General features: G+C 68.1%; 6 protein-coding genes. 3 read left to right on the top strand and 3 right to left on the bottom strand.

What is annotated here, in order from left to right:
- Positions 1 to 107 precede the first annotated feature (107 nt).
- The 3 genes from ACGFU7_RS47140 (at position 108) to ACGFU7_RS47130 (ending at position 1,444) form a co-directional block, all read left to right on the top strand.
- Positions 108 to 350, top strand: a complete 243-nt coding sequence (locus ACGFU7_RS47140) for a hypothetical protein (protein WP_393704885.1) — start codon at positions 108 to 110, stop codon at positions 348 to 350.
- Positions 351 to 352: 2 nt separating this feature from the next.
- Entirely contained in the window at positions 353 to 565 is a 213-nt protein-coding gene (locus tag ACGFU7_RS47135) for a LexA family protein (protein WP_393704884.1), read from the top strand.
- 156 nt (positions 566 to 721) lie between these two features.
- Positions 722 to 1,444 (top strand): hypothetical protein, encoded by a 723-nt coding sequence (locus ACGFU7_RS47130; RefSeq protein ID WP_393704883.1) that lies wholly within the window; start codon positions 722 to 724, stop codon positions 1,442 to 1,444.
- A gap of 257 nt (positions 1,445 to 1,701) precedes the next feature.
- On the opposite strand, the gene ACGFU7_RS47125 is transcribed toward ACGFU7_RS47130, so the two are convergent.
- The 3 genes from ACGFU7_RS47125 to ACGFU7_RS47115 all read right to left on the bottom strand — a co-directional run bounded on the left by ACGFU7_RS47125 (position 1,702) and on the right by ACGFU7_RS47115 (position 6,793).
- Positions 1,702 to 3,006, bottom strand: a complete 1,305-nt coding sequence (locus ACGFU7_RS47125; protein ID WP_393704881.1) for a hypothetical protein — start codon at positions 3,004 to 3,006, stop codon at positions 1,702 to 1,704.
- A gap of 225 nt (positions 3,007 to 3,231) precedes the next feature.
- Complete coding sequence (locus tag ACGFU7_RS47120; RefSeq protein ID WP_393704879.1) at positions 3,232 to 6,066, bottom strand: Helicase associated domain protein; 2,835 nt, start codon at positions 6,064 to 6,066, stop codon at positions 3,232 to 3,234.
- Positions 6,067 to 6,103: 37 nt separating this feature from the next.
- On the bottom strand, positions 6,104 to 6,793 hold the full coding sequence (locus tag ACGFU7_RS47115) for a hypothetical protein (RefSeq protein WP_393704878.1): 690 nt from the start codon (positions 6,791 to 6,793) through the stop codon (positions 6,104 to 6,106).
- Positions 6,794 to 7,251: the final 458 nt, after the last annotated feature.

Below are 7,251 nucleotides of genomic sequence, written 5' to 3'. Positions count from 1 at the left end.
TCTGGTGATCAAGATGGCAAGAGCCGTGTAACGGGAGACTGTTACGCACGGTTCTGTGGGAGCCCGGGGGTGAAATTCCCCCGGGCGACCCAACCTCTAATATAGGGATGGATGTCCCCACCTTCCCCGCAGACCTGATCCAGGCCCAGCGCGACCTCAACGCCACGTACGACGCCCTCGCAGCACCCCGCCAGCACGGCAACACCGCACTGCGCCGCCGCCTGCTCCTCCTGTCCGCCCGCATCTGGTGGCACCCCTTCTGGAACACCCAACCGCCCGGCAGGCCGACGGACCGCACCGAGCTGCGCCGCCAGGCCCGCGGTGACCGTCGCGCAGCGCGGGCGGCATGAGTATGGACGCCCCGACCGATCGGCAGGTCCAGATTCTGCGGGTGATCAGAAACTGGATCGTGGATCACGGCGAAGGGCCCTCGATCCGCCAGATCGGAGAACGGGTCGGCCTGTCCAGCAGCAGCTCGGTCGCCTACCAGCTCAGTCGCCTGGAAGACCGTGGCCTGATCAGCCGCACCGGGCGCCGCTGGCGCTCCTGCCGGCTCGGCATCTGAATCCCCTCGTTCTGCTGCGGTACCCGGTCTACCGTCCTGTCTATGAAGCAGCGAGGGCCGGTTTCGCCGGCGCGGGATGAGCTCTGGGCGGAGGCCGCAGTCAACGCGGTCCTGGGAACGCGAAGGGTCAAGCACGACGACCAGTCCGAGAACCGCATGGTGGACTTCCTCCTTGATCCCGTCGACGGGATCGGGCCGTTGGTGGCGCTCGAGGTGTCTTCCACGATCGAGGAGCCCCGGCAGCGCCTGTGGGACGCTCTGCATAGCCAGTACGACCAGCCGATCCCTGGCCTGCAGGGCGACTGGATCGTGCAGTTCACGCCCGGGACAAACGTCAAGAAGGCGTTCGGCCCCCTGGCCGCCCTGTTGGTTCGCCAGGAGCAGGCCAACCTGGACAAGATCGGCTTGAACGGATGGAACGACAGCACTGCGCTCGGCTCGTTCCCCGATCCGCAGCATGAGGCAGATCTCCAGGAACTCACCAAGCTCAAGGTCGTAAGCGCCCAGCGAGTACACAGCGACAGAGCAACAGGCCGGATCTTCCCCACCGAGCTGCTCTCCGGCGTTGCCCGCAGTACGGCTGACGCCATCGCGCCCTACATCGACGAGTTCCTCGTCTCGGAACTGGGCGAGGACAAGGTGGGAAAGCTGGCGCAGCACCCCGACCGGGAAGGACACCTCTTCCTGTGGGCGGACCGCAGTCACTTGGACATCATGATGTCCCTGACCAACAGGTTTGTGCCCACCGGCAACCCGAACGCTCCGGCCGGTCTTCACACCATCTGGCTCGGATCGTTCAACGTCGACGGGCTCGTGTACCGATGGAACGACTCGGGTTGGTCGATTCTTGAAGTGGAGCAACGAACCGCGATGCAGTAGTACCTGGGGCCCTGCCCTTGCCATCGAGCCGCCGCCCCCACGTCGACCAAGAGCTGGTGCGCTAACCACCCACCACCTGTTGTCCGGCCGGAGGACCCTGCACCACGGCACAGGCACCACCATCGAAACCGACCTTCAGGCCGGACACCCGCCCACGCTTCCGCGCCCAAGGGCCCCGCCTCGTCGCACCGTAGCCCAGCTGGCTTCTTCGGCCCCGCCCCCGTCTCCGTGGCGGGGCAGGAACGGGCCGACCATGCCTACAGAAGGAAGTCGACCGCGCTGCTGATGCGCTTGGCGAGATCGGGGATCGTGTACGGGGCGCTTGGCTGTAGCGCAGCCCAGCTGTCGACCAGCTTGTATTGGATGCGGCGTTGGTGGGCTCCAATGCCTTGGAAGATCCAGGGCACCATCTTGAGCATGTGGATGTTGGTGTGGCCTGGTGTGGCGAACCAGCCGTTTGGGATCGGGAAGAAGCGGTCGAAGGCTTCGAGGGCTATGGGGATCTCGTTGGCAGGGATGCCGGAGTACTCCGCCATCCACTCGAACTCCTCCCCGGTCCTGTCGTTGAGGTAGAACCCTCCCCATCCCCACAGGAACTGCTGCCAGAAGGTCGCGTACCGCGCGAAGTTCGGCTGCTCTCGCAGCCACGCGATGCCGTCATGGAACGTCTTGGGCAGGACGTGGTAGGTCAGCCCCTGAAAGAAGAACGACTTTCCGTCCTCCGACATGCGGAACTCCGGAGGACCATCGGGATGCGCGAGCGCGTAGTCCACGGCGGCCTTGAGGATGGCGAGCCGAGCCCGGTGCTCGAGGTACGTGCACGCCTGGAGCTCAGGGTGACTGCCGTGCCAAAGCATCGCTTGGTAGCTCGGGCTGTCACTCGCGGCCGCCTGCGGGTCGAAGCCTTCCCCATCGATCTCGCGTGCGTAGCCCAGGGTCAGCTTGGGGTGGTCTCCGTACGCCTCGTACAGCAGCGCCAGCGACTCTTCCGGAGCCCTGGCGAAGAAGGTGCCATTGTTGATCTGACGGTGGTACGTCTTCGCAGCCTTAGCGCCTTCGTCCCCGGCTCGTTCCTGCCTGTGGAGGAGTTTGACGAACTTGCGCTCGACTCCGTACGAGTGCCGCCACAGACCGATGAGCCGTGGTTCCGCGAAGGAGCCGAACCCCTTCTCCGTGAACAGTTGCCGAGCGGTTGTGAAGTCGTCGAAGCACACGATGTCGAGGCCGAGCGGCTCCATCTTTCGGGGGGCTGCCTCACGGTCCTCCCAACGGGTCATGAAGAACGCTCCATGCTCAAGACCCAGGTATTGCATCCATCCCACCACCTTGAACAGGTCGGTGAAACCCCACTTGCCGCCCTTGACCTCGATCAGCCGGCGCAACGCCTTCTCAGGTCCGTAGTCGGTTGCGAAGATGTCGAGTTCGAGGATGTCGGCCGGATCCGACTCGATGATCTGCTTCTCTACGAAGTGTCCAGACGCCTGGAACAGCGCAGCGATGTAGTCCTCGAGCTCCTCGCCGGCCTTCGGGATGTCCGGCAGAGTCACAACCTTGTTGCCCATCAGCAACCCCCTTTGTGAGGGGCGACCCTATCGGCGCAACGTAGCCATCAGCCACACCTTTGAGGCGGTCCCGGACCGACAACGTGGGAATCAACACCGGTATGGCATCAGAGCGGATCCGGTGGCCGCTAGTTGAAGAACTGGGCGGCTAGGACCGGACGGCCAGCCCCGACAGCACGAGACCCCGGCCTTCAAAGTGCCGGGGTCCGATCGGGCGCGGAGCGGTCAGTAGTCGTCGCGTTCGGAGGGCGGCCCGTACTCCTCGATGAGATCGCAGGTACACGTACCGCCCTCGTGCAGCGCCTTGTCGCACTCGTCGTGGTGGTCACGCTTCGGTGGTGCGGCCTGCACGGGGGCGGGCTGCGCCGGGGCGGCCTGGGTGGCCGGCACCGGTCCTGCCCAGTCCATGCCCAGCGCCGCGAGCGTGGCGAGCTGGTCGGCGCTGAGCCTGTCCCGCCGGGTCTTGGTGTTGGAGATCCATACGCCCAGCTTCACGATCACCGGCTCCGCCTCGCCGTCGACCACGGTCTCCTCGCTGTGCCCCCTCGGCACCGGCCGGTCGGCGCCTTCCCGCTCCACCCACTGCGCGAGAGCAGCCAGACCCCGCTGGAAAGCCTGCTGAGCCTTGGCGGACCCCTTCGCCGCACGGACTGCCGGGGCGGGAGACGGGGCCGCAGGGGCATTGATGCCCAGCGCGGCCAGCCGCTCCTGCTGCTCGGTCGACAGCTGCGCCCACGTGCCCGGCTCCTGCTGCCGCCAGCGCCACTTGCCCACGTCATCGCCCTCGAACACGACCCCCGGGGCGATGTAGGGCAGGACGCCGTCGGCGTCGACCAGGTCGGCGAGGACGCGGTGGTGGCGTTGCCAGTCCAGCGGCCACGGGCAGTTCCAGTCCAGGTCGATCGCCGTCAGCTGCTTCGCCCGCTCCTCCGCCCGCTTCGGGTCCTTGCCCAGGCCGCCCTTCCGGCGGAGGTTGGCCAGGTGCTGCCCGATGGGCACCATCGCCTCGCCCTCGCCCCAGACGGCGTCCTGACGGGGTGCGAGGTGCCCGGTGGCCCGCCGGTAGGAGCGGAGCGCGGCGAGCTTGTTCTCCCACGCTTCCTCGCCCGGCTCCCACACCATCCCGGCCTCCGGGGCGTCCAGCAGCGTCTTGCGCCGCTCCTCCAGCTCGCTCGCCCGCAGCGCCTTCCGCTGCTGATGCACCCATCGACCAAGCGGAAAGTCCTTCGTGACGCCCACTTCGACCTCGACGTCGTAGGCAACGGCATGGACGCCGGTGATCTCGTTCTCCTTCCGCCACCGGATGAGGGCCTGGTAACCCTCCAGCCACACCAGCGACTCCGGCCGGTAGACCCGGGTGCGCAGGAACGCCGCGATGGTCGCCGCGTCCCGGGGAGAGGAGAAGTGGAGCAGGGCTGCTTCGGCGGCGGCCTGAGTGTCGTCCTGCTGCTCCTGGTCCTCGCCGTCACCCTCCCCGCCGGCCCCGACGATCTGCCCGTCATCGTCCCGCCGGACGTGGATCTTGCGCTTGCCGCTCGTGAGCGCACGGGAGGCGAGCTGCTCGACAAGTCGATCATCATGACTGCGGAGCCCCTGGAGGATGGCGACAAGGGGGCGGAACGAGGCACTGGCGACCATGTCGGTCGGGTCCTCGTTCGGCTCCAGGAACACCGGCACGATGATCCTGGCGACCTTGGTGCTGCCGTCCTTGTTGAGCCGGAGCGCCCGGCCGATGTTCTGCACGATCTCCACCTGGGAGCCGCGGGTGTCCGCGAAGCAGATCGCCTCGACTCCCCGCTCACCCGTGATGTCCACGCCCTCTCCGAGCACGCGAACGCTGGCGAGGAAGGCACGGTGGACCCGGCGCCCGGCCGCGTCGATGCCGTTGGCGAACTGGCGCAGCGCCTCGCGCCGCTCGGAGACGAGGTGGTCGCCACACAGCCACGCCGACCACACGCGGTCCGGGGGCACGTGGCGGCCGGCCTCCAGCTCGTAGAACTCCGCGTCGATCGACGACTTCGGCAGCCGGTCCGCGGCCGCCAGGTCGGCGTCGGACGCGTCGTTCATGTACAGCTCGGCAGCGGTCTCGGGCAGCTTGTCCGCGAACGCGCGGGCCTCTTCGACCTTCTGGTGGAACGTCATGACCGTACGCAGGTTGTACGCCGCCGAGTGCTCCAACAGGGCGGTCTGCAACAGGGCCAGGCGCCGGCCCCGCTGCGCCTCCTCCGACTCCCCGAGAACCGGCGAGGGATCGCGGATCTCCAGGACGTCGATCTCGAATCCGGCAAGGATTTCGCGCTCGATGGCCTCGCTCAGCCCGAGCTCCGCGAGCCACGCGCCGTAGGTGCCCTCCGGGTCGTCCGACATGGTCGCGATCTCCGCCTCCTGGCCGTCCGCGCCCCTCTGTGGGCGGGCGGCGGCGAGGATGCGCGGGGTCGCGGTGAGGTAGAGCCGGAAGTCTGCCGGGATCCGCTGGTTGTCGTGGATTGCCGCCCACGGACGGCCAAGATCACCGGCGGTTCCATGAGCCTCATCCACAATGGCGAGCGAAAAACCGTCCATGCGCTGGCCGTACAGGCGCTCTCCGCCTGCCAGAGCGGTCTCCAGCGGCCCGCGAACCTTCCGCTGGCCCACGGGGGCGTCGATGTCCTCGCGGTCCACCAGGGAGGCGTACGTGGCGAACACGACGACCGGCCCGGACCCGGCCCACAGGGAGAGCTGGATCGGGTTCGTGGTGGTGCGCACGCCCAGCTCGTTCAGCACCGCGTCGTTCTCCAGCGAGCACACCGCGACCATCGGGGCCCGGTGGCCCACCAGACGCCACGCCTGGGCGGTCTGCGCGAGCAGATCCAGGGTCGGAACCGTGACGAGGATCCGGCCGTCCGCGAACGACTCCAGCGCACACGCGGCGGCCGTGATCGTCTTGCCCGAGCCGGTCGCTGACACGATCGTTCCCCGGGCCCCCTGCGGGGGCACAGATGACCTTGCAGGGAATCCCACCCACCTACGAAACGCGGACCGCTGATCTACCTGGTGTTCCTTGAGCTGAATCGCTGACATTTCCTTGCCTCCCCGAGCGCTGAATTCTTGTGGTTGTTCAGAGGGCCGCGTGCGGAATGCAGGCCGCGCCCAAGTCGTTCCAGATCGACGCATCCGCCTTGTGCCAGCCGCCCGGCTTTCCGTCCTTGAACGGCGGCTCGTCGTCCGGGTCGTAGTGACCGGCATCGAGCGTGCAGACGATGACGTCCCCATCCGCGTTCCGGGTCCGCGCGGTGCACAGACCGCCGGCCTCGCCCAGCGCCTCCAGCACCTGGCGGCGCCTGGTGGTGTGCGGGTGAGTAGCCGGCAGGACGGCTTCCCGGACGTAACCCTCCAGCCGCACCAGGTCGACGCGCTCCCGCTGCCTCACATCCGCGATATGTACGGCCAGTTCAGCGGCCCCGGCCGACCGGCCGCCACGCCGGGACCACTCCCGGTCCGCGATGCCCACCAGGGCCTCGCTCACGGCCGCCACACCCTTGTCCCAGCCGTCCTCGAACTCAGCGCCACGAGGGCGCGGCGCCATGCCGTCCAGCTCCACCACCTGGCACTGCGCCCCGGCGACCGCCCCGGCCTCCAGCGCGGCCACCAGGTCGTCAGCCTCGCTCGCGGGCACGCCCTGCGCCTCCAGGAGCGCGAACAGCTTCAACCGGGCGTTCACAGCCGCCGTCTGGTACTGCGTCACCCGGCGCAGAGAATCGCTGCTCAGCGCGGGATCAGGTCCGGTAGATTCGTGGTGACCGGTCATCTGCGGTCGTTCCTCTCGGAATTCCGGGGAGGTTCCCGGATGGTTGGGGGGTGTCCCGTGTTTCCGCCAACGGTACATGCTGCATCAGTCTGATGCATGCGCTACACTGGAACTCACACGAACGAGCGACCCCCACCCTCGCAGCCAGCCCGGCCCGCGCCAGCGGGCCCCAAGGTTCTGGAGGCGCAGCCGGAAGGACCGTCAGGCGGGGGAGCGCAGCGGACCCGCCCAGGAGTCCACAGGACTCCCCAACTCCCGTACTGGAGTCCCCACTAGCTGCACCACCCCACCCCAGTGGCCCGCCCGCGCACCGCGCGGCCAGTCGGGCGCGCAGCGGCCGGCCCCACTGCCTCCAGGAGCGCAGCGGAAGGAGGCGCCCACGCTCCGCGTGGGCGGACGGGAGCGCAGCGACCGTTCCCCTTGCACATCGCGCAGCGATGTGGTACCCGCTCCGCGGG

It is taken from the genome of Streptomyces sp. NPDC048473 (genome assembly GCF_043200155.1).
Taxonomy (GTDB): domain Bacteria; phylum Actinomycetota; class Actinomycetes; order Streptomycetales; family Streptomycetaceae; genus Streptomyces.
This window is presented reverse-complemented; position numbering and strand designations above follow the sequence as displayed.